Source organism: Rhodococcus sp. T7 (assembly GCF_009872365.1).
In the GTDB taxonomy this organism is placed as follows: Bacteria; Actinomycetota; Actinomycetes; order Mycobacteriales; family Mycobacteriaceae; genus Rhodococcus_F.
This window is the reverse complement of record NZ_WXYH01000347.1, coordinates 13,708-40,000: the sequence shown is the minus strand read 5'-3', so window position 1 is coordinate 40,000 and position 26,293 is coordinate 13,708. Positions and strand designations below refer to the sequence as shown.

25 protein-coding genes and 1 pseudogene are annotated in these 26,293 nt (G+C 67.8%); 13 read left to right on the top strand and 13 right to left on the bottom strand.

From position 1 onward, the window contains the following. Positions 1–35: 35 nt before the first annotated feature. The 7 genes from MLGJGCBP_RS33825 (at position 36) to MLGJGCBP_RS33795 (ending at position 9,651) form a co-directional block, all read left to right on the top strand. Complete coding sequence (locus tag MLGJGCBP_RS33825) at positions 36–659, top strand: TetR/AcrR family transcriptional regulator (protein WP_160101192.1); 624 nt, start codon at positions 36–38, stop codon at positions 657–659. 9 nt (positions 660–668) lie between these two features. Next, entirely contained in the window at positions 669–1,238 is a 570-nt protein-coding gene (gene dcd / locus MLGJGCBP_RS33820) for a dCTP deaminase (RefSeq protein ID WP_087555169.1), read from the top strand. Between the two features lie 123 nt (positions 1,239–1,361). Continuing rightward, positions 1,362–2,762 carry a lipase/acyltransferase domain-containing protein gene (locus MLGJGCBP_RS33815; RefSeq protein ID WP_160101190.1) on the top strand — a complete coding sequence of 467 codons (1,401 nt, stop codon included), beginning with the start codon at positions 1,362–1,364 and terminating at the stop codon, positions 2,760–2,762. 12 nt (positions 2,763–2,774) lie between these two features. Next, the gene (locus MLGJGCBP_RS33810; protein WP_160101188.1) at positions 2,775–5,732 is read left to right on the top strand and encodes a CHAT domain-containing protein; all 2,958 of its coding nucleotides are present in this window, start codon (positions 2,775–2,777) and stop codon (positions 5,730–5,732) included. An 83-nt stretch (positions 5,733–5,815) separates the two neighbouring features. Beyond that, positions 5,816–7,711 (top strand): DNA/RNA non-specific endonuclease, encoded by a 1,896-nt coding sequence (locus tag MLGJGCBP_RS33805; protein WP_160101186.1) that lies wholly within the window; start codon positions 5,816–5,818, stop codon positions 7,709–7,711. A 22-nt stretch (positions 7,712–7,733) separates the two neighbouring features. Then, complete coding sequence (locus MLGJGCBP_RS33800) at positions 7,734–9,002, top strand: zinc metalloprotease (protein WP_160101184.1); 1,269 nt, start codon at positions 7,734–7,736, stop codon at positions 9,000–9,002. A gap of 280 nt (positions 9,003–9,282) precedes the next feature. Further along, the gene (locus MLGJGCBP_RS33795; RefSeq protein ID WP_087559680.1) at positions 9,283–9,651 is read left to right on the top strand and encodes a hypothetical protein; all 369 of its coding nucleotides are present in this window, start codon (positions 9,283–9,285) and stop codon (positions 9,649–9,651) included. Between the two features lie 6 nt (positions 9,652–9,657). Here MLGJGCBP_RS33795 and MLGJGCBP_RS33790 read toward each other — a convergent pair whose 3' ends face one another. Genes MLGJGCBP_RS33790 through MLGJGCBP_RS33770 form a run of 5 tightly spaced genes read right to left on the bottom strand, consistent with a single transcriptional unit; the run spans position 9,658 to position 15,779 of the window. Further along, complete coding sequence (locus MLGJGCBP_RS33790; protein ID WP_160101220.1) at positions 9,658–10,263, bottom strand: hypothetical protein; 606 nt, start codon at positions 10,261–10,263, stop codon at positions 9,658–9,660. A gap of 49 nt (positions 10,264–10,312) precedes the next feature. Next, positions 10,313–11,995, bottom strand: a complete 1,683-nt coding sequence (locus MLGJGCBP_RS33785; RefSeq protein WP_087559681.1) for an ABC transporter family substrate-binding protein — start codon at positions 11,993–11,995, stop codon at positions 10,313–10,315. 30 nt (positions 11,996–12,025) lie between these two features. Continuing rightward, positions 12,026–13,882, bottom strand: coding sequence for a dipeptide ABC transporter ATP-binding protein (locus tag MLGJGCBP_RS33780; RefSeq protein ID WP_160101182.1), 1,857 nt, complete (start codon positions 13,880–13,882; stop codon positions 12,026–12,028). Continuing rightward, complete coding sequence (locus MLGJGCBP_RS33775) at positions 13,879–14,805, bottom strand: ABC transporter permease (protein ID WP_160101180.1); 927 nt, start codon at positions 14,803–14,805, stop codon at positions 13,879–13,881. The genes MLGJGCBP_RS33780 and MLGJGCBP_RS33775 overlap by 4 nt, the downstream gene beginning before the upstream one ends. Continuing rightward, positions 14,802–15,779: an ABC transporter permease gene (locus tag MLGJGCBP_RS33770; RefSeq protein ID WP_087559684.1), complete on the bottom strand. Its 978-nt coding sequence runs from the start codon at positions 15,777–15,779 to the stop codon at positions 14,802–14,804. The genes MLGJGCBP_RS33775 and MLGJGCBP_RS33770 overlap by 4 nt, the downstream gene beginning before the upstream one ends. A gap of 139 nt (positions 15,780–15,918) precedes the next feature. Between MLGJGCBP_RS33770 and MLGJGCBP_RS33765 the strand changes: the two genes are divergently transcribed. After that, positions 15,919–16,692, top strand: coding sequence for a serine aminopeptidase domain-containing protein (locus MLGJGCBP_RS33765; protein ID WP_160101178.1), 774 nt, complete (start codon positions 15,919–15,921; stop codon positions 16,690–16,692). Between the two features lie 39 nt (positions 16,693–16,731). Here the strand turns inward: MLGJGCBP_RS33765 and MLGJGCBP_RS53315 are convergent, their stop codons facing one another. Then, positions 16,732–16,857, bottom strand: coding sequence for a hypothetical protein (locus MLGJGCBP_RS53315; protein WP_268960794.1), 126 nt, complete (start codon positions 16,855–16,857; stop codon positions 16,732–16,734). Between the two features lie 138 nt (positions 16,858–16,995). Between MLGJGCBP_RS53315 and MLGJGCBP_RS33760 the strand changes: the two genes are divergently transcribed. Next, positions 16,996–17,292 carry a SelT/SelW/SelH family protein gene (locus MLGJGCBP_RS33760; protein ID WP_160101176.1) on the top strand — a complete coding sequence of 99 codons (297 nt, stop codon included), beginning with the start codon at positions 16,996–16,998 and terminating at the stop codon, positions 17,290–17,292. Positions 17,293–17,294: 2 nt separating this feature from the next. Here MLGJGCBP_RS33760 and MLGJGCBP_RS33755 read toward each other — a convergent pair whose 3' ends face one another. After that, a complete protein-coding gene (locus MLGJGCBP_RS33755) occupies positions 17,295–18,686 on the bottom strand; it encodes a WS/DGAT/MGAT family O-acyltransferase (RefSeq protein ID WP_160101174.1) in 1,392 nt (463 codons plus the stop codon). 334 nt (positions 18,687–19,020) lie between these two features. On the opposite strand from MLGJGCBP_RS33755, the gene MLGJGCBP_RS52225 reads away from it, so the two are divergent. The 3 genes and pseudogenes from MLGJGCBP_RS52225 (at position 19,021) to MLGJGCBP_RS33745 (ending at position 19,884) form a co-directional block, all read left to right on the top strand. After that, positions 19,021–19,203 carry a hypothetical protein gene (locus MLGJGCBP_RS52225; RefSeq protein WP_236581525.1) on the top strand — a complete coding sequence of 61 codons (183 nt, stop codon included), beginning with the start codon at positions 19,021–19,023 and terminating at the stop codon, positions 19,201–19,203. Positions 19,204–19,239: 36 nt separating this feature from the next. After that, a pseudogene (locus MLGJGCBP_RS54420) lies at positions 19,240–19,443 on the top strand (glutamine amidotransferase-related protein); the annotation flags it as partial. A 36-nt stretch (positions 19,444–19,479) separates the two neighbouring features. Continuing rightward, on the top strand, positions 19,480–19,884 hold the full coding sequence (locus MLGJGCBP_RS33745) for a VOC family protein (RefSeq protein WP_160101172.1): 405 nt from the start codon (positions 19,480–19,482) through the stop codon (positions 19,882–19,884). A gap of 3 nt (positions 19,885–19,887) precedes the next feature. On the opposite strand, the gene MLGJGCBP_RS33740 is transcribed toward MLGJGCBP_RS33745, so the two are convergent. From MLGJGCBP_RS33740 to MLGJGCBP_RS33730, 3 genes are all read right to left on the bottom strand, one after another. Continuing rightward, positions 19,888–20,871: a sigma-70 family RNA polymerase sigma factor gene (locus tag MLGJGCBP_RS33740; RefSeq protein ID WP_160101170.1), complete on the bottom strand. Its 984-nt coding sequence runs from the start codon at positions 20,869–20,871 to the stop codon at positions 19,888–19,890. A gap of 61 nt (positions 20,872–20,932) precedes the next feature. Continuing rightward, positions 20,933–21,433: an SRPBCC family protein gene (locus MLGJGCBP_RS33735; protein ID WP_160101168.1), complete on the bottom strand. Its 501-nt coding sequence runs from the start codon at positions 21,431–21,433 to the stop codon at positions 20,933–20,935. After that, entirely contained in the window at positions 21,430–21,777 is a 348-nt protein-coding gene (locus MLGJGCBP_RS33730) for an ArsR/SmtB family transcription factor (RefSeq protein ID WP_236581522.1), read from the bottom strand. Before MLGJGCBP_RS33730 ends, MLGJGCBP_RS33735 begins: the two co-directional genes overlap by 4 nt. A gap of 114 nt (positions 21,778–21,891) precedes the next feature. Between MLGJGCBP_RS33730 and MLGJGCBP_RS33725 the strand changes: the two genes are divergently transcribed. Then, positions 21,892–23,319, top strand: coding sequence for an alkaline phosphatase PhoX (locus tag MLGJGCBP_RS33725; RefSeq protein WP_160101166.1), 1,428 nt, complete (start codon positions 21,892–21,894; stop codon positions 23,317–23,319). Between the two features lie 46 nt (positions 23,320–23,365). Here the strand turns inward: MLGJGCBP_RS33725 and MLGJGCBP_RS33720 are convergent, their stop codons facing one another. The 3 genes from MLGJGCBP_RS33720 to MLGJGCBP_RS33710 are packed head-to-tail and all read right to left on the bottom strand — an operon-like array spanning position 23,366 to position 26,267. Then, positions 23,366–23,821, bottom strand: coding sequence for a GtrA family protein (locus MLGJGCBP_RS33720; protein WP_087559691.1), 456 nt, complete (start codon positions 23,819–23,821; stop codon positions 23,366–23,368). A gap of 5 nt (positions 23,822–23,826) precedes the next feature. Further along, entirely contained in the window at positions 23,827–25,770 is a 1,944-nt protein-coding gene (locus MLGJGCBP_RS33715) for an MFS transporter (protein ID WP_160101164.1), read from the bottom strand. Further along, complete coding sequence (locus tag MLGJGCBP_RS33710) at positions 25,767–26,267, bottom strand: MarR family winged helix-turn-helix transcriptional regulator (RefSeq protein WP_160101216.1); 501 nt, start codon at positions 26,265–26,267, stop codon at positions 25,767–25,769. The genes MLGJGCBP_RS33715 and MLGJGCBP_RS33710 overlap by 4 nt, the downstream gene beginning before the upstream one ends. Positions 26,268–26,293 lie beyond the last annotated feature (26 nt).

Here is a 26,293-nt window from a genome sequence, read left to right as displayed (position 1 = left end):
GTGGCGAGTCCAGAGGCAAGTGCGAAGATGTTTCCATGGCAATCGCGTCGGACAGGGTGTACGGCGGCCAAGAGGGTGACCAGCGTCGATCGGAACGACGCGGCCAGCTCATCGAGGCCGGACTCGACCTGCTCGGCAGCGCGGACGGCGACCACGCCCTGACCGTGCGCGGAGTCTGCAAGCAGGCCGGACTCGCCACCCGCTACTTCTATGAGAGTTTCCCCGACCGCGAGGCGCTGACCGTCGCCGTCTACGACCACGTCGTGGAGCGCATCGCGACCAGCACCCTGGACGCCGTGACGAACGCCGGGCCGGGGGAGCGCGAGATCGTCCGCGCCGGGGTCCGCAACATCGTGCGGGAGGTCGCCGAGGATCCGCGGCACGGCCGGCTGATGTTCTCGGTGGCGCAGTCGAGCGCGGTGCTGGCGCAGCGCCGCCTCGACAGCTCGCGACTGTTCGCGGGCCTGGTCACGAAGCAGACGGTCGGGTACTACGAGGTGGCCGAGAGCCCGCGCCTCGACCTCGCCGCGCACTTCATGGTCGGTGGCCTCGCCCAGACCCTGACGGCGTGGCTGAACGGGACCGTGACGCTGCCTGAGGAGGAGCTGGTGGATACCTGCACCGAACTGCTGCTCTCGATGGCCATCCACACCCGTTAACCTCTACCTGTGCTCCTCTCCGATCGCGATCTCCGTGCCGCAATTTCCACTGGACGTCTGGGCATCGACCCGTTCGACGATTCGATGGTCCAGCCCTCGAGCGTGGATGTGCGCCTCGACAGCCTGTTCCGGGTGTTCAACAACACCCGCTACACGCACATCGACCCAGCTCAGCGGCAGGACGAGCTGACCACGCTGGTCGAGCCGGCGGAGGGGGAGCCGTTCGTTCTGCACCCCGGCGAGTTCGTCCTCGGGTCCACGCTGGAGGTGTGCTCGCTGCCCGACGACCTGGCGGGACGCCTCGAGGGCAAGTCCTCGCTCGGCCGCCTCGGACTGCTCACGCACTCCACAGCAGGGTTCATCGACCCCGGTTTCAACGGGCACATCACGCTGGAACTCTCCAACGTCGCGAACCTGCCCATCACCCTCTGGCCGGGGATGAAGATCGGCCAGCTGTGCCTGCTGCGGCTGTCGAGTGCGGCGGAGCACCCGTACGGCAGCTCGGCCGTCGGCTCCAAGTACCAGGGCCAGCGCGGCCCGACACCGTCGAAGGCCTACCTGAACTTCGCGCAGCGCTGAGCGTCGGCGGCCCGCCGAAATATTGCAAACCGAGTGGTCCGCTACTCGTGTGTATTGCGGCGAGTAAGAGAAGACTGGGATTCGAAGCCGCCCTCTTATGGGCGTTCGATCCCGGAGGCCGTGATGAAAGACGTCGTCGTGTTGTTGCCCGGCATCGGTGGATCGGTCCTCGCGCGTGACGGCAAGGACGTGTGGGCACCGACACCGGGAGTCGCGCTGGCGAGCGTGCTGTCGCTGGGCAGGAACATCAAACGCCTGACACTCGACGGCGACGACCCGGACGTCGACGACCTCGGCGACGGCGTCGTGGCCACCCGGCTGGTGCCGGACTTCCATTTCGTTCCCGGTCTGGACTGGAAGATCGACGGCTACACGAAGTTCCGCGACGACCTGGTCCGCCGATTCGGGGCCGTTCCCGGCGACAACTATTTCGAACTGCCCTACGACTGGCGGCGCGACAACCGGGTGGCGGCCCGCGCGCTGGCCCGGCGGTCCCACGACTGGCTGGCGCGGTGGCGCGAGAAGTCGGGCAACACCGATGCCAAGCTCGTGCTGGTGTGCCACTCCATGGGCGGAATCGTCGCCCGACTGTTCCTCGAACTGCTGGACGGCTGGCGCGATACCCGCACCCTCGTCACGTTCGGCACCCCGTACTCGGGTTCGGTCAATGCGCTCGACTTCCTCGTCAACGGATTCCGCAAGGGGTGGGGTCCGTTCACCGTCGACCTCGGTGCGCTGATCGGGTCATTCACGTCCGCCTACCAGTTGCTGCCGTCGTATCGGTGCATGGCGGGTGACGACGGGTCGTGGCGCGCACTCGACGACGACACGCTCGACTGGTCGGGGACGGGTCTCGACGCCGGCCGGATGGGGGCGGCGGTGCGCCTGCACCGGGACCTGCGCGACACCGTCGATGCGCGGCTGAAGGCGGGACCCGAGGGCTACGACATCCGTCCGGTGATCGGCGACTTCCAGCCCACCAAGTGGGCCGCCCGGCTCGCCGGGACGAAGGTCGAGACGCTGACCGTCCGCGGGCCCGGCGAGAGCGGCGGGGACGGCACCGTGCCGAAGCTGTCGGCCACCCCGCACGAGCTCATGACGGGATGGAAGAACGCGGCGTTCTTCAGCCAGCGGCACGGATCCCTGCAGAACGACGACCCGGTGCTCGACCACGTGGGCGGGATCCTGACCACCGCAGTTCTCGCGCCCCCGAACGTGTTTCCTGCGGTGAACGAATCGGTCGCGCTGGAGGTCGACGACGTTACCACCGCCGAGCCGCTGGTGATCCGCGCGCGCACCGATGCCGGGGGCGCTCGGCTGGTCGCGTCGGTCGAGCCCGTCGCGGGCGGACCGGGCAGGCAGCACCCGTTGTCGCCGGCCGTCGACGGCTGGCAGCAGGCCGTCCTCGACGGGCTGCCCGCCCAGGACTACCGGATCACCGTGCGCGCGCCCGGGGTGCACCCGGTCACCGACGTCGCGAGTGTGGTCGACCTCGACGAGATCGCCCGGTCCGTGGACGCCTAGGAGCGCGGAAACATGAAGCCCGCAAGCGGTTTCGAGGAACTGGAGATCAGCGTCCTCCGGGCGGGCGATCACGTCTGGCTGTCGGCGCAGTCCTGGATGGGCTCGGTGTTCGCGGTGCGGCGAGAGATCCCGGAATGGAAACTGCCGAACGACGTCACGGGAAAGACGATCGACGCGCCGTCCGGATGGCTGACCGACACTGTCCGGCATGCGCGCACCGATGCCGCGGTCCACGCGCTCGACGTCGGGAAAGTGCTGACGGACCTGGTGTTCGGGATCCCCGAGATCGAAACACTGCTGCAGCAGAGCCGGGGGATCGCCGGGCGGTCGGGAAGTCAGCTCCTCGTGCGGATCCTCGCCGCGCCGCAGGAAGTGTGCGCCTGGCCGTGGGAGTTGTTGCTGGATCCGCAACGCCCCGACCAGTTCCTCGCCATGGCCCACGACGTCCACGTGGTGCGGTCCGGGCGTTCGCGTACCTACCCGATCCGGCAGACGCCGATCGCGCCGCCGCTCAATCTCCTGCTGGTGATGTCGAGTCCGCTGCGGGAGGGGCCGGAGGATTCCGAGGCCCCGTTCGACCTGTATGCCGAGAAACGCAGCCTGCTGGCGGAACTGCGACCGCTCGTCGATCGTGGTCTGCTCCGGGTGGTGGTCGAGGACCGGCCGTCCGTCGAACGTCTCCGCAGTCGAATGGGTATGCAGAGACGAGGGTTTCACCTCTTCCACTATCTCGGTCACGCCAATCCGGACGGGCTGAAGGTGGAGCGGCGCAACGGGCGCGGGATGTTGCTGCCGAGCCAGGAGTTCGCGTTGCTGTTGCAGCAGCTGCCGAACCTCCGGCTGGCGGTGTTCGCGGGCTGCGAGACGGCCCGGGCGCCGGAGGGGGCCACCGACGACGACCCGTGGCCGGGGCCGCTGTCGTCGGCCGACATCTGCGTGCGTGATGCGTGCCCCATGGTGATCGGCATGCAGGCGGTGCTGCCGTTCCGGACGGAGCGACTGCTGACGCGCTTCTTCTACGAGGCACTGACCGCCGGACAGCCCGTCGCGGAGGCGTTGCGGCTGGCGCGGCTCGCCATCAACGGCGACGAGAACAGCGGCGACCCCCTGCTCGACTGGGCGGTGCCCTGCCTGTTCGTCGGGGGGAGCGAGCCCGGCGCGATCATCGACCCCGACGCGAAGGCGCGGCCGGAACCGTCGCCGCGGCGGATCTCGCGGCGAATCGGGATCCGGCAGGGCGAACTCCGCTTCATCTCCCGCCTCGCGGAACTGCGGGAGGGGGTGGACGTGCTGTCCGGGCGGACGTCCGCCCGGTTGCTGCACGTGGTCGGGATGCCCTCCACCGGAAAGACCGCCCTCCTGGACCGCGTGCTCGAAGAGCTCGAACCGCAGATCGCGAACCTGTTCGTCAGCACGAAACGGCTGCTCGCGAAACCCGACCCGCTCCACGAACTGTGCCGCCTCGTCGCCGAGCTGATGGACGACGCCGGGGTGCGCCCCGCGCGGCAGGGCAGGCTCAGCGCCGGTGACTGGTGGGAGCGGCTACTCGACGACCTCACCGAAGTCCCCACCGCGATCGTCGTCGACGACGGCGACCTGCTTGTCGGCGACACTCCCGGCGCCTCGGACCTCCTCGCCGCCCTGGTCCTGCTGACACAGCGGCGGGGCGACGCGCGGCTCGCCGTGGCGACCACCGGGGAACTCGCTGGACTCACCGAGCCGCTCCGCGCCGCCGAAGTGCGCACGATCCGCCTCGACGCCCTGTCCTGGCCCGAAGTGTGGCAATGGATCCGGCGCAACCTGCCCACGCTGACGCGCTACCCGGAGCAGGATCTCTCCCGGCTCTACACCGACGTGCGGCACCTGGAACTGTGGGAGCAGCTGGCCGATCTCGCCGCCCAGAACGGCACCTTCGAACCGCGGGACCTGCCGCAGCTCGTCCGGCAACTCGGCGTCGGCGCCGCGCAGCAGGCACCGCCGGTGTCGAATGGGTCCGACTTCTTCGGCGCCGACTCCGGGGCGCCAGACGCCGAGGCGGCCGCCGCGGCGCCGGTGCGGCGCGCACTGCGGTTGGCGGTGGCGGGACCGTTCACCGCCGGTCGCCGTGAGGAGATCGCGGTGGCGGTCACGCAGTGCGCCATCCGGCACGACGTTCCGGGCCGGGTGGTGGCCGGCGAGACGGGGCAGGGCGAATCGGCGTTGGCCGAACTCCTGCCTCAGGAGCTGGCGTTCGCGCACGGCGTCCCGTCCGAGCGCGACGTCTGCCGGTGGCTGGAGGACGCGGCCCTCGCCGACGCGGACATCCTGGTGTTCGACTACGGCAACGCGGTCCCGTCCGACGCGCAGAACGCGGTCATCGCGCGCCTGGTCGGGGACGGTCGACTCGTGATCGTGTCGGGTGACCACTCCGACGAGCCGGCGTATCCCGCGTGGAGTGCGGACGCGTTCGCCGTCGGTGCCGTCGAGGACGACGGCACCCTCACCCACGAAACCCCGTACTTCCCCGACGCGGGCAAACCCGACGTCTACGCGCCGCGGACGATCACCGGGACGACGTGCGAGCGGCTCGTCGACCGGCCGGAGATGGAGGGCACGACCTTCGCCGCGCTGTACGTGGCCGTCGCGGCGATGCTGGTGTGGGCGACCGACCGCGACCTGGCCGCGCGGGACGTCCGGACGCTGCTGGTCGAGACGGCGACACCGATAGCGACGGCGCAGGGTGACACCGCGAAGCAACTCGACGTCGAGGCCGCACTGGACAGCGCGCGGCGGAAGGTCATCGTCGGCGCCCTCGGATCGGACGCACTCGAACTCGGGCAGCTGCTCGCGGAAATCCCGATCCGCCCGGAACTGGCGGTTCCGCTGCTCGACGCCCTGGTGGCCGACGGCGCCCGCATCCGGCGGGTCGTCCGCAACGGCGTCGAACAGTACGAACGCGCCGGCGCCGCGGCCGGACCGAGAAACGAGTAGCCGGCTACGCATGACCGGTCCGCCCGCGGCGCGAAGGCTGGCAACCACAGCACCGAGCCGCCCGCCTACGTGAGGACCGAGCCATGACCACCATCGATACGCCCGCGGGAACATTCGAGGCGGAACGGCAGCGACAACACGATGCGGCAGAACTGCGTGCGCGGGAACGGGCACCCCAGCGCGGCGAGCACGTGGACGCACTCAACGGTCCCGGTGGGGTCGCCGTGGCGGATACGCCCGAACGGATCGCGAAGCGAGTGGACCGGCTGGGTCGCTACTACGGCGAGAGTGACTGGGAAGCGGACACCCTTCCGGACCGCGTGCTCGAGAAGATCCTGGGCACAGCCGATTTCGTCGGCGCCCGCTACCTCGATGCCGGCGTCGCCGCCGCCCGGTCCATCGGACGGGTGAACATCCGCGACGCACGGGGAACCCTGCAGGGCTACGGCACCGGTTTCCTCGTCTCACCTGCCCTGCTGCTCACCAACCACCACGTGCTGCCGGACGCCGACACCGCCCGCAGCAGCGTGGTCGAATTCGACTACCAGGACGGCGTCGACGGCAAACCGCGGCCCGTGCAGATGTTTCCGCTCGATCCGGGACGGTTCTACCTCGCCGACCGGGAACGCGACTTCGCGCTGGTCGCGGTCGGGGCCGAGCCCGGGTCGCTCGCACAGTTCGGTTTCAGCCCGCTGATCCAGGCGGAGGGCAAGGCCGTCATCGGTGAGTTCGTGACCATCGTGCAGCATCCCCGCGGCGAGAAGAAGCAGATCGCGCTGCGGGAGAACCGCATCGTCGACATTCCCGAACGGTTCCTGCACTACTCCGCCGACACCGAACCCGGATCCTCGGGTTCACCGGTGTTCAACGACCAGTGGGAGGTGGTCGCCCTGCACCACGCGAGTGTGCGGGCGCCGCAGCACACCGAGTTCGGTGGAGTCCTCAACGAGGGGGTGCGGATCAGCCGCATACTCGAATACGTGCGTGCGCAGAACCTGACCCCGCAGTCGCGGGACCTCGTCGACGAGGTCGTCGGCGCCGAGCGAACGGCACAGGTGGTGCGCCCGGTGCTCGACCACGAACGGGAAGTGACCGTCCGGGTTCCCCTCGAGATCACGGTGCGTCTCGGATCCGTCGACTCACCGGCGGCCGCGCCCGAAGCGATCTCGATCGATCCGAACTACGCCACCCGGGGTGGGTACAACGAGAACTTCCTGCGGGTGCCGCTACCGCTTCCGCGGCCCGAGGTGACGGCGGTGGCGTCACCGGAGTTGAAGTATCACCACTTCAGCGTCGTGATGCACCGCGAGCGGGCGCTGGCACTGTTCACCGCCGTGAACATCGACGGGCGACAGTCGCAGAGCCTCCGGCGCGACAGCGACAGATGGATTCTCGACCCCCGGCTTCCCGCCGATCAGCAGACGGGGGAGGACGTGTACCGCGACAATCCGCTCGACCGGGGGCACCTCGTGCGGCGTCTCGACCCGGCCTGGGGCCCGCTGGCGAAGGCGGCGAACGACGACACGTTCCACTTCACCAATTGCACTCCGCAACACCACAGTTTCAACGCGGGGCAGACGCTGTGGCTGGGACTCGAGGATTACGTCCTGAAGAACGCGGACAACGCCGATCTCGCCGTCACCGTCGTGACCGGACCCGTCCTCGCTCCGGACGACCCGAAGTATCGCGGTGTGGCGCTCCCGCGTCAGTTCTGGAAGACGGTCGCCATGGTGAAGCAGGACGGCAGCCTCTCGGTCACCGGATACCTGCTCAGCCAGGCCGCCCTGCTCGACGAGTTCGCCGAGGGGGAGGAGGCGTTCTCCTACGGCGCGTACCGCACGTTCCAGGTGCCCGTCCGGCGGATCGCTCAGTTGACCGGTCTGGGCCTGGACCCCTACATCGCGGCCGACCCGCTCGAACGGATCGAGGTCAGCAGCCTGCCCCGCGAACTGATCCGCCCCCAGGACCTGATCCTCTGAAACCGGAAGGGAACCCGACGTCATGAGCACCAACGAATCAGCGGTCGATCCGCCGACCCGCCGCACGTGCGGGGCGATGGACGTGCACCGCCGGCTGTTGACCGAGTCGGAGGCGTACCGCATCGCCCGATCGGAGATCGAGAACCAGAGCATCGAACTGGAGCCGTTGCAGTCGATCGCCGCCCGCGGGCCCGTACGGATTCCGGTGGTCGTGCACGTGGTGTCGAAGACCGCGGCGCAGAACATTTCCGACGCGCAGATCGAGAGCCAGATCACGGTGCTCAACAAGGACTTCCGGGCCACCAACGACGACATCGACACCGTTCCGCCCGTGTTCGAGCAGTTGATCGGCGACGCCGGAATCGAGTTCTTCCTCGCCGACACCGACCCGGACGGACGGCCGTCGAACGGAATAACCCGCACCACAACCGAAGTCGACTCGTTCGACCAGAACGACGGCGTGAAATCCGCGGAGACCGGCGGCGCCGACCCGTGGCCGACGCACAGATACCTCAACATCTGGGTCTGTGCGCTCGGCGGTGGTTTGCTCGGCTACGCGCAGTTCCCCGGCGGCCCCGTCGCCACCGACGGCGTCGTGATCACCCACACCGCGTTCGGCACGACGGGCACCGCGCGGGCCCCGTTCAACCTCGGGCGCACCGCGACCCACGAGATCGGGCACTACCTCAACCTCTTCCACATCTGGGGCGACGACGGCACCGGGTGCCGAGGCTCCGACGAGGTCGCCGACACCCCCAACCAAGGCGGGCAGAATGTCGGGATGCCGCGATTCCCGCACATCAGTTGCGGGAACGGCCCCCACGGCGACCTGTTCATGGATTACATGGACTACACGGACGACGCGGGGATGGTGATGTTCACCAAGGGGCAGGGCGCCCGGATGGGGGCGTGCCTGGACGGCGTCCGGAAGGCGCTGTGGACCGGTCGGACAGCGAGTCCGGCCGTCTCCGCGCTGGTCGTCCCGGGCGCCGCGGGACGCTGGCGGCATTCCTTCGAAGAGGACCACGACGGCGTCCGGGTGTACCGGCCCGCCGGATTCGACTTCCCGCGGGCGCGGGGGCGTGGCGGTATCGAATTCCGGCCGGACGGATCGTTCGTCGACTGGGCGATCGGCCGGGGCGACGCCGACGAACCACGGGAAGGAACGTGGGTGGCCGCGGACGACGACGGGCGGCTCGAGGTGACCACGACTGCAGGCGGCACGCGCACCGTTCGGGTGGTCCGGTTCGACGAGGACCGCCTCGAATTGGACGTCGGGGACGCCTCCTGACCCTGGGGCATGTCTCCCAATTCCTTTGTCGGCGCTCCTGGCGCCCAATCGCCGCCCTGCTGCGTTGTCGTCGGCGCCGATACAACAGCGGTATCGGCTTCTCCTCCGCCTTGCCGGACGACGATCGTTTCGCCAGGTGCATCCGAGAGGAATTGAGAGACACGCCCTAGCGGCCGGAGGTACCTGCGGAGATATAATTCTCGGACCTGGTATTCACACTCAGTGACGCGGTTCCGCCGTACTCGGGGAGACGGATTGGCGCGCCCCGAAAGGAATTCCGATGTCTACTCGAAAAGTGCTGGGTCGGCTGGGAGCGGTGATCGCCGTCGCGGGCGCACTGTCGTTCGCAGTGCCCGGCGCCGCATCCGCCGCGCCGTTCGTCCCCGGCTCGATGTCGACGTGCGCCCCCGGCGCGTGGCTCACGTTCAACGCGGAACGGGTCGGACCCGACCGGATCCGGTACACCACCGCCGCGCCGTTCGCGCAGTGGAACGGCGCCGTCGTGCAGTTCACGAACCTCACCACCGGGTTCCGGGGTGTCGCGTTCGTCAACGACCCGGTACCGGCCGCCGTCGGATTCGGACCGGTGCTGAGTGAGATCGCCGGGCTGCTGCCGTGCTTCGTCACCTCGGGCGTCACCATGTCGTAGCCCGCCTCAGCTGGGGTCGGAGCCCCGGACCGCCGCCAACCACACGGCGACGGCCGCGGCCACGCACGTTGCGCCGGCGAATGCGGGAAGCCTGCCGCCCGCGACGTACACCCACAGTGCCCCGGCGAACGGTGCCGCTACCGCGAACTGAGCGTCGAGGACGAGCCTGCGGGCGGGCCGGACCGCGACCCGGGCGCGCACCGGACCGTCCGGATCAGGACGCGACGGGTTGTCGGTCAACCGGCCGGGTGGCTCCGAACGACGCGCTCGCCCGGACGGGAGCAGGCGACGGCCCTCCCACACCACCACGATGCGCCGGCCGGCGTCGTGCACCGTCGCCGCGGTCGGGGTCGGCAGGGTGAGCAGGGCGGGATCGAAGAACACCGGAATCCACCGTGAACCCGGTTTTTCGCGGACCTCGATCCAGGACCTGCTGGTCAGCCGGTGCTGCTGGCGAACTCGGTGCACCGTGGCCTGCCGTCCCGGCCCCGATGCCGCGCGGGTGGCCGCGAACCAGGTGTAGCCGGTGACCCCGAGCACCGCCGCCGCCACGACGACGAGCGCGCTGAGTTGATCGGCGTCGGCGACCACGGCGAACCCGCCGCACACCAGCAGTGCGCCCACGGCGACGGTCACCGGGTAGCGCACGGCCGCGAACCCGCTAATTCAGGAAGCCGATCTTGGTGTAGTCGTAGGACGCGAGACCGGCGGCGCCGAAGTTCGCCAGGTTGTCGCGCACCGCGACATTGCCCGGCGCCTGCATCAGCGGCAGCGAGAACCCCTCCTCGAACACTTCGGTGTCGACCTCGTTGGCCAGTTCGATAGCCTTCTGCGGGTCGAGTTCCGAGATCGTCCGCTCGATCAGCGCATTCAGTTCGGGCGAACCGATCCGGCCGTAATTGCCCTGCAGGTCCTCGGGGTTGTACGCGTAGATCTGCGGGAGGCCGCTGAGCGGGAACGGATCACCCACCCAGGAGAATTGGGCGAGGTCGAAGTCGCCGGGCTGGATGACGTCGGTGAAGAACCCGGTGCCGCCGCGGGTGTCGATGTTAAGCTTGGCGCCGATCTGCGCGAGGTTCTGCTGAACGATCTGCGCGATCTGGACCCAGGTGGTCGACTGGTACATCACGTCGCGGATCTCGAGCCGGCGCCCGTCCTTCTCCCGGAACTCGCCGTTGAGTTTCCAGCCGAGTTCGTCGAGTCGCCGCGCCGCCTCCTCCGGGTCGTACGCGACGGCCGCGCTGTTGTCCTGGTAGCCCTGCTGACCGCTGAGGTAGACGTGGTTGTTCAGCGGCTTCGGGTCGTCGACCAGACCGTTCTGGATCGCGGTCGCGATGCCCTGCCGGTCGATGCCCTTGGACAGCGCCACCCGCAGTTCCGGATCGGCGAGGATCGATCCGTCCGCGCCGTTGAACGTGATGTGCGAGAACTGGGTTCCCGGCGCCCGGCGGATCGCGATGCCGTCCGAACCCTCCGCGGTCTTGACCTCGTCGATCGTGCCCAGTCCGGACGCGTCGATCTCGTTGTTCTGCAGGGCGGGAATGCGCGCCGAGTCGTCGAGCACGCTGTACGTGATGGTGTCCAGTTTCGGGGTGTTGCCCCACCAGGCGGGGTTGCGGCCCAACGTGATCCGGTTCTGCGCCTTGTCGATCGACGCGATCTTGAACGGTCCCGACGTCACCGTGATCCCGTCGCGCAGACTCGTGTTGAACGCCTCGGGGGTCGCGGTGGCCGACTTCGGGTACAGCATCGAATTGCCCGCGAACTGGCCCCGCCATTCGGCGTACGGTTCGGCGAACGTGATCACCGCCTGACGGTCGTCGACGCCGCGCTCGACCCGGTCCACCCGCTCGAACCCGGACGTGTTCGCGATCAGGAATTCCTTGTTCTTCCCGCTGAGCGCCGCGGCCTGGGACTGGATGTCCTCCCACGTGATCGGGGTGCCGTCGGACCACACCGCCTTCGGGTCGATCGTGTACGTGACCTGCTGGGGGTCGGTGCCGGTGAGCGCGACGTCGACGAAGTAGTCGTGGTTCACCGACAGCGCCCCCGAGGCGTCGGTGCCGAACGCGCGGGGCATCATCGGCTTCAGCATGCCGCCGATCTCGGAGTCGTTGCCGTCGTTGGACAGCGTGTTGAAGTTCGGGGGGAAACCCGACAGCGCCAACCGCAGGTTTCCGCCGTCGCGCAGTTCGCTGGGGTCGTGCGGGTTGATGTCGTTGGTGGTGCCGAGTGACCCGGATCCGGTCCCGGCGCCGGTGTCCGAACCCCCGCAGCCGGCGAGAACGAGGCCGACGGCCAGGAACGATGCCGCGAGGCGGGTGCGCGCCGAACGAATCCTCATGGATGTGCCCTTCCTCGAAGTTCGCTGACCCTAGTGTGCCAAATCGGTCGGATCCGGAACGGGGATTGCCGCGAGCAGCGCCCGGGTGTACTCGTGCTGCGGATCCTCGAAAATCGTCTGCGCGGCCCCCGACTCGACGATCCTGCCCCGGTACATCACCGCGACGTCGTGCGCGATGTTGCGGACCACCGACAGGTCGTGGGAAACGAACAGGTACGACATGCCCCGCTGCTCCTGCAGGTCGCGCAGCAGGTTGAGCACCCCGGCCTGGATGGAGACGTCGAGCGAAGACACCGGTTCGTCCAGGAACAGCAGTTCCGGATCGAGGGCGAGTGCCCGGGCGATGCTGATCCGCTGCTTCTGGCCGCCCGAGAAATCGGCCGGATACCGGTCGGCGTGCTCGCGTCGCAACCCGACCAGGTCGAGCAGTTCCGGTACCCGGCGGCCGATCTCCTCGCGCCCCCGGCCGTCCAGCCGCAGCGGCTCGGCGAGCACGTCGAACACCGGCAGCCGGGGGTCCAGGGACGCCGTCGGATCCTGGAAGACGACGGCCATCTTCCGCCGGAGAGCACGCCTGCGATGGGCGCTCAGCGCCGCGACGTCGGCGCCCAGCACCTCGATCGACCCGGATTCCGGCGCGGACAGGTCCAGGACCTGCGTCAACGTCGTCGACTTGCCCGAGCCGGATTCGCCCACCAACGCCAGCGTGCGACCGGCACGGATGTCGAACGTGATGCCGTCGACCGCCCGGATCTCGCCGCGCTTGCGGCGGAACACCAGACCGCTGGTGATCGGATACGTCTTCACCAGGTCGGTCACCTGCAGCACCACCCGGTGCTCGGGCGCCGTCCTCGCGGTGAGGGCGGGCGCCGGCTGATCCCGCCGGTACGCCGTGAACAGGTCGCGGGCGCCCGTCTCGTCGACGCGGATGCACGCCGCCCGATGGGCCGGCCCGGTCGCGACGAGTTCCGGTTCGGCGAGCAGGCAGGCGTCCACGGCGAGCGGGCAGCGCGGCGCGAACGTGCAACCCGGTGGCAGCGCATGCGGGGCCGGCGGGGCGCCGGCGATCGAGACCAGGCGGCTCCGGATCGGCGCGTCCATCCGCGGCACGGACACGAGTAGTCCTGCGGTGTAGGGCATCCGGGGTTCGGCGAACAGCTCCCGCACCGGCGCGGATTCCACCACCCGGCCCGCGTACATCACCACCACGCGGTCCGCGAGGGTCGCCGCAATGCCCATGTCGTGGGTGATCATCACGACGCCGGCGCCGGTGAGATCACGGGCCTTGCGCAGCAGGTTCAGGATCTGCGCCTGCACGGTCACGTCGAGGGCGGTGGTCGGTTCGTCGCAGATGATCAGCGCGGGATCGTTCGCGATAGCGATGGCGATCACGACCCGCTGGCGCATGCCGCCGGAGAACTCGTGGGGAAAGGCCTTGGCGCGCACCGCAGGATCGGGGATCCCGACCAGATCGAGCAGGTCGACGGCGCGCTGCTCGGCGTCCTTCCTGTTGCTCGCCCGGCCGTGGACGAGCAGCGCCTCGGCGATCTGGTCACCGACCCGGTATACCGGTGTCAACGCGGACAGCGGGTCCTGGAACACTATGCTGACCGTCTTCCCGCGCAGCGCCGACAGTTCCTTGTCACCCATGCCCAGCAACTCGCGGCCCTGCAAGCGGATGGAGCCGGTGACGCGCGCGTGCTCGGGCAGCAGGCCCATCACCGCGAGGGACGCCACCGACTTGCCCGAGCCCGACTCACCCACGATGGCCAGCACCTCGCCGTCGGAGACGGTGTAGCTGATGTCGCGGACCGCCTCGATCCGGCCCTCCTCACTGGGAAAGCTGACCCGCAGGTTCTCGATGTCGAGCAGCGGCTCCCCGGTCACTGCTTGGCCTTCTTCCTGCTCTTGCGTGACCGGGCGCGCTTGGAGGTGGGGTCGACGGCGTCGCGGAGACCGTCGCCCACCAGGTTCGCCGACAGCACGGTGATCACCAGCAGCCCGCCGGCGAACATGAACAGCCACGGGTAGGTGAGGGCGGATTCGGTGCCGTCGGCGATCAGCGACCCGAGGGAGATGTCCGGTTTCTGCACGCCGAACCCGAGGAAGCTGAGCCCGGTCTCGGCGAGGATCGCGGCGCCGACGTTCAGGGTGGCGTCGATGATCAGGATCGACGCGATGTTCGGGACGATGTGGCTGGTGATGATCTTGTGCGTCGGCGCCCCCATGTACCGGGCGGCCTGCACGAATTCCCGCTCGCGCAAGCTCAGCGTCATCCCGCGGACCATCCGGGCGGTGATCATCCAGCCGAACACCGCCAGCAGCAGGATCAGCAGGACGATCGAACTCGACGACTTCAGCCGGGGAGTGAACACGGCGATGATGATGAAACTGGGAACGACGAGCAGCAGATCGACCAGCCACATGATCACCCGATCCGGCCAGCCGCCCACATACCCGGCCAGCGCACCGACGAGCGCGGCGATGGCGGTGGAGAACAGCGCGACGCAGATGCCGATGATCAGCGACTTCTGCAGCCCCCGCAACGTCTGCGCGAGCACGTCCTGCCCGATCTGGTTGGTGCCGAACGGATGTTCGGCGCTGGGCGGCTGCAGCAGCGCGGTGTAGTCGAGTTGCTGATAGTCGTAGGGGAGCAGGTACGGTCCGACGAAACTGGCCACGAACAGCAACAGCAGGATGCACACCCCGGCGATGGCGGGCTTGTTCCGGAGAAACCGCCGGAACAGCAGGGTCCGGCGACCGACGGCCGACACCGCCGCATCGGTGGACGCGATCTGGATCTCGGTCACCCGACACGCACCCTCGGGTCCAGCGCCGCGTACACGACGTCCGAAAGCAGACCCGACAACAGCACGATCAGGCCGGTGAACGACGTGATCGCGACGACGATGTTGGTGTCCTGATTGTCGATGCCGATCACGATCCACTCGCCGATGCCGTGCCAGCCGAAGATCTTCTCGGTGAACGTGGCCCCGACGACCAGCGCCCCGAACCCGTACGCGAACAGGGTCGCCATCGGGATCAGCGCCGTCCGGAGTCCGTGCTTGAGCAGTGCCTCCCGCCGGGTCAGCCCCTTCGCCCGCGCGGTCCGGATGAAGTCGCTCCCCAGAACGTCGAGCATCGCGTTGCGCTGATACCGGCTGTAGCCGGCGATGCTGCCCAGCGCCAGCGCGATCGTCGGCAGCGCGAGGTGCTGCACCCGGTCGACGAACTGCGGCCAGAACCCGGTGATCGCGCTGGCCGAGGATTCCCCGGTGTACAGGAAGATCTGGCTGCCGGTGGCCGAGTTGATCTGGAGAGCACCGTATTTCAGCAGGGTCGCCACGAGGAACACGGGCGCACTGAGAATCAGCAGTGACACGACGGTGCTGAAGTAGTCGCTGAACTTGTACTGCCGGATCGCACCCGCCGCGCCGATCAGCACCCCCAGCACCGCGCCGATGACGGAACCGAGGATCAACAATCGCATGCTCACCAAGATCCGGCGGCCCAACTCGTCCGACACCGGCTGACCCGTGATGGTGGTGCCGAAGTCGCCGTGCACCACGCCGCCCAGCCAGTTCGCGTACCGCACCGGGATCGGGTCGTCCAGGTGCAGTTCGGCGGCCTTCGCGTCGATCACCGATTGCGGCGGCCGCGGATTGCGCTGCTCCAGGCTGTCGAGCGGGCGGAAGGTGAGCGAGGTGAGGCTGAACGTCAGGAACGACGCCAGCAGCAACAGCACCACGTAGTTGAGCGCACGTCGTAGCAGGAATCCAGTCATCGATCCCCCTCGCAACTAGGGCTCAACGCTACGAAGTATAGGAGCGCGTCGCCGGCGGTCAGCCCGACTCGGTGAAACCGGTGCCGGGTTCGGGATCGCCACCCGGCACGTCGCGTCGTCGCTTGTTAGCGTTGGAGGTGTGACAATTCGTGCCGGCGCCGTCGAACCGGTGACGCGGCGCACGGCCCACCACACCAGGTACGACGAGCACGCGGTGACGGTCCCGCGGTCCGGTGATCGTGCGCTGGTCGCGGTGCCGCGCGGGGTGACGCCGTCGGCGGTCGCGTACTACCTGCACGGGCGGACGGGGGACGAGCGGTCGGTCGACGACCGCGCCGGACTGCGGGACGGACTACTCGACGCCGGATACGTGGTCGCGAGCCCGTACCTGCACGGCGACCGGTGGGGGAACCGGTCGGCGCAGGACGCCGTGGACGCGCTGGACGCGTGGGTGTCCCAGCGGTGGCCGGTGGCGCGGCGGTTCCTGATCGGCGAGTCGATGGGTGGCAACGCCGCCGCGAACGCCGTGCGCCTGCGTGAGGTGCCGTGGGACGGTGCGGTGTTCATCGCCCCGTCGCTGTCGCTGCGCGCGGTGTGGGAACGAGGTGAGCACGGACGCGACACCGTGCGGGACGCATTCGGCCTGTCCGCGGACGGGCACGACCTCGAACCGAGGACCGAGCACTGGGACGCCGTCCGGCACCGGCCGGGAGATTATGTGGGAGTACCTATTCGGGTGTACGCGTCGCGGGAGGACGAGGTCGCGAACATCGCCGGGGTCACGGGGCCGTGGGTCGAGATGATCCGCCGCGGCTCGGACTCCGTCGAATTCGTCGAGGTGAGCGGCCCGCACGTGTCGGAAGACCACTTCCGGGCCGCGGAGATCGTGGAGTTCTTCGGGACGATCCGGTGAACGCGGGGAGGCCTTCGCGGCGAAGGCCTCCCCGGCCGTTCACGCCTGGGTGCGGTGCGTGGTGTCGAGACGGAAGATGTTGGTGAAGAAGTCCTTGACGGCCTGGATTTTCTCGTTGGTCAGGTCGAGGGCGTGACGACGCGATTCTTCGAGCGCGGTGGGCATGGCGGCTTCCTTTCGTCGAGGGGGCACAGCATGGCGATCGACAGTCTGCCCCACCATGCTGACGCCCGCATGACGAACAGGTGTCGCGCATGCAACTCGAACAGCAAGCGGGGGAGCGTGTTCGGTTAACCTGGCACGATGACGACGAGCAACGCAGACGGCCGGGTCGCGATCACCTACTGCACCCAGTGCCAATGGTTGTTGCGTGCAGCGTGGATGGCGCAGGAACTACTCGGCACGTTCGGGCAGGAACTCGGCGAGGTCGCACTCGTCCCCGGCACCGGCGGGATCTTCCGCATCACCGTCGACGACGACCTGATCTGGGACCGCAAAGAACAGGGCGGCTTCCCCGACATCACCGTCCTCAAGCAATTGGTCCGTGACCGGGTCGCGCCCGACCGCGATCTCGGGCACAGCGACCGGAAGACCCCCTGACGTCAGATCCCGACGGCACGCTCCAGTGCGCGCAGTTCGTGTCCGAGCCGGGCCGGGATCGACTTCAGGTCTGGCACGGCGCTGCGGCAGCCGGTGACACCGAACGAGATGATGTCGTCGTTGCTGGTGCACGTGATGTTCAGGCCCTGGCCGTCGACGGGCACCGACAGCGGGTAGATGGCGTCGAGTCGCGCACCGTTCCAATACAGCGGTGAGCTGGGGCCGGGAACGTTGGAGATGATCAGGTTGAACGGCGGGCGTACCCGCGAGTTGTGCCCGAACAGCATGCTCGCGCCGACCGGTGCCGCCCCGAGCGCGCTCATCGCGAGGATCTGCGTGGCGGTCATCGAGCCGTACGCTTCCTTGCCCTCGCGCATGGAGGTCCGGATGGTCTCGAGCCGATCCGCCGGTTCGCGGAGGTGGGTGCCGAGGTTGCACATGAGCACCCCGATGTTGTTGCCGGTCGCCGCCTCGCGCTGACTCTTCAGCGACACCGGCACCATCGCGATCAGCGGCTCGGCGGGCAGGGCGTTCTGATCCTCGAGGTAGCTGCGGAGCGCTCCCGAGGACATCGCGAGCACGACGTCGTTGATGGTGCTGTCGGACAGCTTGGCGACGAGGCGGAGACGTTCGAGCGGCCACGACTGCGCCGCGAACTGGCGGGCACCGGTGATCGGAACGTTGAACGGGGTTTTCGGTGCGGACAGGGCGAGCGGGCCGCCCTGGTCGCGGAAGGCGCGGGACACGGTGCCGGCGAGCGCGGGCACGAGGCCGGCGACCTCACCGACCGTCTCGCGGGCGGTGCGGATGGTGGAACCGGCGAGGCCCGACAGGCTGAAGCCCTTCGACGGCGTCCGCTGCGGGCGCGGGCCGCGCGGCTGCCACGGCGCGGGCACATCCCGATCGTCCGAGTTCTCGCTGAGCGCGTTGCGCAGCATCTTCATGGCGGTGACGCCGTCGGCGACCGCGTGGTGGATCTTGGTGTAGACGGCGAAGCGTCCGTCGCTCAGTCCCTCGATCAGGTGCATCTCCCACAGCGGGCGGCTGCGGTCGAGCAGCGATCCGTGCAGCCGGGAGCACAGGGCCATCAGCTCGGCCTCGCCGCCGGGGGCGGGCAGTGCGTCGTGCCGGATGTGGTGACCGAGGTCGATGTCGTCGACGGTCTCCCAGCTCCACTGGCCGAGCGAGGAGAAAGACCGGCGGGCCCGCTTGGCGAGCCGGGGCGTGACGATTCCGTCGCCCTCGGCGAGCGCGCGGTCGAGCATCGCGCGCATGTCGTAGGTGTCGGCGCCTTCCGGGAGCTGGAAGATCTCCACGCCGCCGACATGCATCGGGTGCTCTCGGGACTCGCCGAGAAGGAACATCGAGTCGAGGGGGGACATGGGGAGCGGCATCTATTGCCCTTTCCATCCCGTAGACGACTTCCCGGATCGCGGGAGGGCTCGTCTGTGGTCTGAGGTAACGAGAAATGGTGACGTTCCGTTTGTCGGGGACCACCACCGGGTAACTAATTGATATGGGACCGGTCACGAAAGCGTGACGTCGTATTTCTACAGGTTTCCCGTGAGCCATGCCACTAGACAAGCGTCCAGTTCGACTGTTGTCATTCGCCCGATGTACAACCAAAGTGAACTCCGTGTGAACTGCCCAATTTTGTGCACTCAGTGCGGAATTCGCGTTTCCGAAACTGCCTAGGGCCGAAAGTCCCTACTCGGTAAGAATTGTGGCATGAACAAGCCCTGGGCAGTTGTAAAGCACGTGTCGTTCGAAGGACCGGCTCTCGTCGGTACTGTGCTGGCGGAGCAGGGATTTCGCTATACCAAGTACCTTATCTGCCGAGCGTTTGAACGGTCGGCTGCTCACGGCATCGGTGGCCTGGTGGTGATGTGCGGTCCGATGGGCGCGCCCTGACGACGTTACCCACCCGCAACTTCCACGAGAGCGAAACTTCATCAAGAAATTGCGGACGCTGGTCGTCCGATGCTCGGGATCTGCCTCGGCGCGCAACTTCTCGCGGCCTCGTTCGGCAGTCCCATCCGCCGCGGCCGGACGGAACATGATCGGTTCGTTCCTCGACCTGGCCGAGAGCTGACAGAATCGGGCGCGCGGTCGCCGATGAGTTTCGCGCACCGCCGTGGTCTGTATCGATGACTTCCGCACTGGGCGGAACCCGAGAAGGAGAATCACATGTCCCGGATGCTCTTCGTGAACCTGCCGATCAAGAACCTCGACGCGACCAAGCAGTTCTTCGGCGGACTCGGCTTCGAGTTCAACGCCACGTTCAGCGACGATTCCTGCACCGCCATGGTGATCAACGAGTCCACGTCCGTGATGCTCCTCGTCGAGTCCCGGTTCAAGGACTTCATCGAAGGCGGCATCTGCGACACCTCGAAGGCCGTCGAGGCGCTGCTGTGTATCTCGGCCGACAGCCGCGAGGAGGTCGACAGCCTCGTCGACAAGGCCCTCGCCGCCGGCGGGACGGCGTGGGGCAAGCTCCAGGACGAAGGCTTCATGTACGGCCGCGCGTTCCGTGACCTCGACGGCCACGTCTGGGAGGTCATGTGGATGGATCCGGCCGCCGTGCCGGCGTAGCGATCAGGCGGGCGGGGTCTCCGGCAGTCCGAACTTCTCGAACAGATCGATGTCGAAGAAGCAGACGACATGGGAGACCCCGTCGGCCGTCACGTCCAGGACGTGCAGCTGAAACGGCCGATGGACCCCGTCCTCCCCGCGCATGTACAGGCCGAGCGCCGGCTGTCCGTTCGACACCGTCGGCACCAGTTTCATGTCGCCCCGCGCCTTGGCCGGGCACTTTTCGCTGACCAGGGTGCCGATCGCGGTCCCGCCGCGGTACCAGCCCTCGAACGGCGGCATCTCCCAGACGGCGTCCTTGGTGAACAGTTCGACGATCCCGTCGATGTCGTAGTTCTCGAACGCGGCCACGTAGCGGTCGAGCAGTTCGCGTTCCTCGGGGGACTCCGGTTCGACGAGCGTGTCCGCCGACGGAGTGGCCAGTTCGAGTTGCGTCCGGGCACGCTGCAGCAGGCTGTTGACCGCCGTCGTGGTGGTGCCGAGGGCCGCCGCGACCTCCGACGCCTTCCATTGCAACACGTCGCGGAGGACGAGAACAGCGCGCTGACGTGCAGGAAGATGCTGAAGGGCCGCGATGAACGCCAACCGCACCGACTCGCGCGACGCCACGACGGTGGCGGGATCACTCGCGTCGTCGTCGATGAGACGGTTGGGGAGCGGTCCGAGCCACGGCACCTCGTGCCGTTCGACGAGTTCGGCGGTCGGGTCGGAGTCGGGAGCGCCCAGACCGCTCGGCAGCGGACGCTTCGATTTGTTCTGCAACGCCGTCAGGCAGGTGTTGGTGGCGATCTTGTACAGCCACGTCCGCAGCGAGGCCTGTTGCTGGTAGTTGTCGTATCCGCGCCAGGCCCGGATGAACGTCTCCTGCATCTGGTCTTCGGCATCGTGAAGTGAGCCCATCATGCGATAACAATGGGCGAGCAACTCGCGCCGGTAGGGGTCGGCGAGTGCGAGGAATTCCTCGTCGAGCGACTGCGCAGCCGTCATGGTTGGAGCTTACTGCGGCCATCCGACAGATGTCGGGCCCTCGCGCCCGCCGACCCGGCGTTCAGCCCCAGTTCACCATCGGCTGACCCGTCTCGAGCAGTGTCTTCATCCCGCTCAGCACCTCGTTCCAGCCACCGCCGGCGCCCTCGGGCTCGTGCCTGCCCGCGACCATCTCGGCCAGACCCGGTGCGTTGGTGAGGTCGTGTGTGACAGTCAGTTTCGCGACTCCGGGCCTGCTCGACTGCACGATCTCGTAGGTCAGCGTGGTGAAACCCTCCACGTTGTCGGCGTCCATCAGCATCCGCCACGTCTGGACCAGTTTCTTCGGCGGATCGGATTCGATCACCTCGCCGTCGACGATCACGTCCGGAACGCCCGGATATTCCTTCATCGCGTCGTCCGCACGCGTGCGGAACGACCCGCCCGCGCGCAGGTCGTAGTCGACGAGGCCGCCGTACCCGTACTGCTGCGACCACTCGGGTTTCGTGAGGGCCTCCCAGATGGCCTCCGGGGTCGCCTTGATGTAGACGGCGTAGATCTGGATTGCGTCGGCGGTAGTCATTTCTCTTCCTCCAGTTGGGATTTCAGCTGAGCGAGCGCCGAGGTGTGACGCTCGGTGTACTTGTCGATCCACCGATTGTGGATCAGCTGTATCGGCACAGGATTGAGGTAGTGAAGTTTCTCCCGGCCGGAGCGGCGCGTGACGACGAGTCCCGCGTCTTCGAGCACACGCAGATGCTTCATGACCCCGAATCGCGTCATCTCGACCTGCGACTCGAGTTCGGTGAGCGTCTGACCATCCTGGGCGAACAATCGGTCGAGTATCAGGCGGCGGGTCGGATCGGCCAGCGCCTTGAAGACGTGATCGTCGTCCATGAACCCGACAATAGGTGACCATTTGGTCACGTGTCAACGTTCGTGCGGCTTCGCCGCCCGTGAGTACTTGTTAACCGCCGGCGGTTAACAAGTACTCACGGGTGAGAGTTCGCATCCGGTTCGTCACCTTGGAGGTTTCACACAGTGTCCACTGCACCACTCAACCGCCGCGGATTCCTCGGTCGCACCGCGCTCACCGGCCTCGGTGTGGCGCTCGCCGGAAGCGTCGACGCCCTCGTCCGCCCGGCGTTCGCGTCCGCGGCACCGGGACAGGCGATCGGCTACGGACCGCTCGTGCCGGACCCGAACCGCATTCTGTCACTGCCCGTGGGCTTTTCGTACACGGTCGTCTCACGCTCGGGTGAGACGCAGTTGGACGGTGGCGTACCGGTGCCGAGCGATCCCGACGCGATCGGGGTGTTCGCGCGGCCCGGCGGTTCCACGCTCGTCACCAACCACGAGATCGGCAGCGACGAACCGTTCGGTGTGCCCGTGCTCGACGGACTGACGTACGACACGGGCGCGCGCGGCGGTACCACCACGACTGCGGTCGGTGCCGGCGGCGCACGGCAGGGCCAGTACGTCAGCGTCGCGGGCACCGTGAACAACTGCGCCGGCGGCATCACGCCCTGGGGAACCTGGTTGACCTGCGAGGAGACGGAGGCCCGCGCGGGGGAGAACGGGTTCCTGCTCGACCACGGCTACGTCTTCGAGGTGGACCCGGCGAGCCAGGACGCGAACAGGGGCAAAAGTCCTGTGCCACTGAAGTTCCTGGGGCGGTACGCCCACGAGGCGGTGACGGTGGATCCGGCGTCGAGCACCATCTACCTCACGGAGGATGCGTCCGGGCCGAACGGACTGTACTACCGGTGGACGCCGCCGCAGGGCTTCCGGGGCGGACCGAACGTGTTGCGCGAACTCGCCCAGTCTCCGGGCGGCGACACCGCGGGCGCACTCCAGGCGATGGCCTGCTTCCAGGGCGGAACCCACGTCCCCGACCTGTCGCAGGCCACCGAGCCGGGCACCGTGTACTCCGTGCAGTGGGTCGGGGTGCCGGACCGTGACGCAACGAGCACGTCGGTGCGCAAGCAGTTCGGGAACGACGCCGTCACCCGGAGTCGCAAGCTGGAGGGGCAGTGGTGGGGCGAAGGTGGCGCCTACTTCGTCGCGAGCTACGCGCGGACCAGTGACGGCAGCGTCGCCGAGCACGACGGCCAGGTGTGGTTCTTCGACCCGGCGAAACAGACGATCACCTTGAAGACCCTGTTCGGTGTCAACCCCGATCCCGCCGTGGACACCGGCAACTACGACGGGCCCGACAACATCACCGTCTCGCCGTACGGCGGCGTGATTCTCGCGGAGGACGGCGAAGGTATCAGCCACCTCGTCGGCGTCACGGCGGAGGGTGAGCCGTTCGCGATGGCCCGGAACGAGTTGAACGACAGCGAATTCTGCGGTCCGGCATTCAGCGCCGACGGCAGGATCCTGTTCGCGAACATCCAGTCGCCGGGGCTGACACTGGCGATCACCGGTCCGTGGCACCGACCCACGACCTCGATCTTCGGGTCCTGACCCCCCAGCCGTGAGTACTTGTTAACCGCCCGTGGTTAACAAGTACTCACAGGCCGGAGGCAAAAACCCAGCCGCGGAGGGCGAGGAACCGCAGCCCGCCGACGACGGCGCTGACGGCGACGACGAGCGCGACCTGCACGAGGCCGTCGGCGCCGGGGAAGAGCGTGTGCAGGAGTGCGAGCGCGAGGGAACTGACACCCAGCCCGATCAGGGCGAGGGTTCCGCCTTCCCACTGCGCGACGAACCAGCGGACGCGGTCCGCGGCGCGGAAGGTGAGCCGCCGGTGGAGTTCGTTGGCCAACATCGAACTGGTCACCACGCCGACCAGGTTGGCGACGAACGACCCGTACACGTCGAGGGTGAAGAACGCGAGAGCGTAGAGCACATTGCTCGCCGTGCCCACCAGGGTGAATCGGGTCAGTTGTGCGAACACGCCGCCGGCCCGCCCACGTAGAGGGGGATACGTGGGCGAGCCGACGGCGTCGTGGAACTGAACGATCATCTCATTCAGCGGATGAGGGCACCGTTGCCGGTGTCCGTCACGTGGCCGCCACCGAGGACGCCGGCCACTTGCTCTTCACTCAGTCCCAGCTCGCGCAGGCGATCCCAGACCTCGTCGAATTCGACGAGCTTGGCGTTGAGATCGTTACGCAGGCGGTTGACCTCGTCGCGGATCTTCTCCGCTTCGTCGATCGCTTCCAGCGTGCGCTCGGGCTGGGGCAGGAGCATGGACAGGAGACGGTCCCGGGCGTCGGAGCTCAACCCGGCGAAGGGCTGGTGCTGATCGGCGGGTGCCTCGTGCCTGCCGCTGCGGACGTCGGACGACGGGATCGGCGCCGTGTCGGATTCGAGTGCGTAGTCCGGAACGGGCGCGTACTCGGGTTCCTGGACGGGCTCCTGCTCGCTCGACAGGTCGATGGTGCGACGCAGCGGGCGGTTGGGGATCAGGATGACGGCGATCAGGGTGATGACGGCGACGACGGCGGCGATCAGGAAGATCCGTCCCGTTGCGTCACCGTACGCGGCGCGGATGACTTCCCGGACGGGTGCGGGCATGGACTTCAGGTCCAGGCTTCCGCCGCCGCTGCTCGATCCGGTCGGGATGCCGAGCTTCGCGAAACCGTCGGCCGACAGGTCGGCGACGCGGGTGGCCAGCACCGAACCGAGAACCGAGACGCCGATCGCGCCACCGAAGGTCCGGAAGAAGGCGACCGAGCTGGATGCGGCGCCGATGTTCTGGACGCTGACGGTGTTCTGCACCGCGAGGACCAGGTTCTGCATCAGCATGCCCATGCCGAGACCGATGATCGCGATGTACGTGCCGACCAGGGTCAGGTTGGTTTCGTGATCGAGGGTGCCGAGCAGTCCGAAGCCGGTGATCATCAGGACGGCGCCGCCGACGACGAACGGCTTCCACTTGCCGAAGCGGGTGATGAGCTGTCCGGATCCGACCGTGCCGATGAGCATGCCGGCGACCATCGGGATGGTGAGCACTCCGGCCATGGTGGGGGTGTAGCCACGCGAGGTCTGGAAGTACTGGCCGAGGAACGTGGTGGAGCCGAACATTCCGACACCGACCGCGACGGACGCGATGATGGCGAGTCCGGTGGTCTTCTCCGTGACGATCTTCAGCGGGATGATCGGTGACTTGGCCCTGGCTTCGACGAGGATCGTCGCGACCAGCAGGAGCACACCGGCTCCGACGTACAGGGCCGTCTCACGGGAGAACCACTCGTAGTAGCCCGCCTTGCCGGCGAACGAGACCCAGATCAGCAGGATGGACACACCGGCGGTCAGCAGGAGGGCGCCGAGCCAGTCGATGGAGACGTCGTCCTTCTTCTCGGTCGCGAGGTGCAGCGTGCGCTGCAGCAGGAACAGCGCGATGACGGCGAGCGGGACGCACACGAAGAAGCACCAGCGCCAGCCGAGGGGGCTGTCGACGATGACGCCGCCGAGGATCGGACCACCCGACATCGACACGGCCATGACTGCACCCATGTAACCGGAGTAGCGGCCGCGTTCACGGGGCGAGACGATGGTGCCGATGATGGCGACGACGAGCGCTGTCAGGCCACCCATACCGATGCCCTGGATGACGCGGGCGGTCAGCAGGATCGGCACGTTGTGCGCGAATCCTGCGATCACCGAACCGATGACGAAGATGACGATCGCGCTCTGGACGAGGACCTTCTTGTTGAACAGGTCGGCGAGCTTGCCCCAGATGGGCGTCGAGGCGGCATTGGCGAGCAGTGCACTGGTGATGACCCAGGCGTACGCGGTCTGGGTGCCCTTCAGGTCGCCGATGATCGTCGGGAGTGCGGTGGATACGATCGTGCTGCTGAGCAGGGCGGTGAACAGCGCTGCGAGCAGACCCGTGAGGGCTTCGAGGATTTGGCGGTGCGTCATGGCCGTCGTTTCTTCAACGGGCGGCCGAGTCTGTGTCTCGGTCATACGCTTTGTGTTCCAATCGGGTTCGAGCTCGTGGCGATCCGGTGTTCTGGGTCGACGAGTGTTTCCTTCAGGTGCCTGATCGAGTCGAGGGCAGTTGCTGCCTCGGTCTCGTTCCACCCCGTCAGCAATTTCTGCATTCGTGCGGCGCGCTGGGTTCTGAATTGTTTGACGTACGTCATTCCGTCTTCAGAGACGCGTATTCGAAATGCGCGCCCGTCGGCGGGATCGGGATGGCGCGTGACGTAGCCGAACTCCACCAGATCGTTGATCTGGCGACTGAGTGACGACTGGCCGACGCACATCTCGGTGGCGAGTTCGTTCTGCCGGCATTCCCCGCGAGCTGCGAGGACGAGGAGGACCCCCGTCAGCGCGCGTGGCATGTGGCCGTCGGCTTCCGACATCAGGGCCTCCTTGAGCACTCGGCCGAAGAGGAAGACCTCGTCGATGAGCGCTTCGGTGGTGCCCAGCGATACGGAAGGCACTGACGTGATGGACATGGCAACCCCTGGAGGACGACTTACTT